Genomic DNA, 950 nt, shown 5'->3' on the forward strand with positions numbered 1-950 from the left:
ATCAGGATGTGGGGATCCTTCTCCAGGCAGGGGGCCGCCGACCGGCCGGGGCAGCGGCAGGTTGGTGCGCGGATAGCCGAGCTTGCCGGCACGCGCCACCTCGACCGCCGAGATCTCCATGGCGTTGCACAGCTTGGCGATCTCGTTGGAGAAGGCGAAGGTGACGTCGCGGTAGGTGTTGTCGACCAGCTTGATCAGCTCCGCCGTCTCCAGGGTGGAGACCTTGACGGTGGTCGGCGTCAGGAAGCCGAAGATCTGCGCCGCACGGGTGGCGACGTCGAGGCTCTCGGCGCCGATGATCTGCGGCAGCTGGTTCAGCTCCAGCAGCGCCTGGCCTTCCAGCGTGCGTTCGGGGCAGAAGGCGATGTCGAACTGCTTGCCGGTGGCGCGCAGGATCGGCGCCACGATGTTGCGGGTGGTGCCCAGCTTCACGGTGGAGCGCAGGATGACCAGGTCGCCGTCATGCAGGCTGGCGGCGACCTGGCGGGTGGCCGCCTCGATCATGTCGGTGCGGACCCGGCCGTCCTTGCTGAGCGGCGTGCCGACCGTGATGATGAAGACGCTGGCCTTGCCGCAATCCTCCTGATTGCGGCTGAAGGTGAGCCGGCCGCGTGCGATGACGTGGCGCAGCTTCTCCGTCAGGCCCGGCTCGTGGAAGTGCGGGTTGCCCTGGCCGAGCTTGTCGAGCACGTCCTGCCTCCAGCGCCGCCGCCACCGCGTCCTGATTTCCGAGCGGCTGCTCGAAGACCATCAGGTCGCTGCCCGGCGGAAGCTGCGACCAATCGGCGAGGTCGCGGGCGACCCCCTGGTAGTCGTCGAGGATGGCGACGCGCATGGAACCCACCCCGTCTTACTTGGTGAAGTAGGGCGCCAGGTTGGCGCGGATGCGGTCGAGCACCGGAACGGCGGTCGCCGGCACCTCGAACGGACGGCCGGTGATGGTCTCGCCG

At 68.5% G+C, this 950-nt stretch carries 1 pseudogene; it reads right to left on the reverse strand.

Going from position 1 to position 950, the window contains the following annotated elements:
* Window positions 1-690 (reverse strand): annotated as a pseudogene (locus I71_RS11590) (nucleotide sugar dehydrogenase); the annotation flags it as partial.
* Window positions 691-950: the final 260 nt, after the last annotated feature.

The sequence above is a fragment of the Azospirillum sp. B506 genome, from assembly GCF_000333595.1.
In the GTDB taxonomy this organism is placed as follows: Bacteria; Pseudomonadota; Alphaproteobacteria; order Azospirillales; family Azospirillaceae; genus Azospirillum.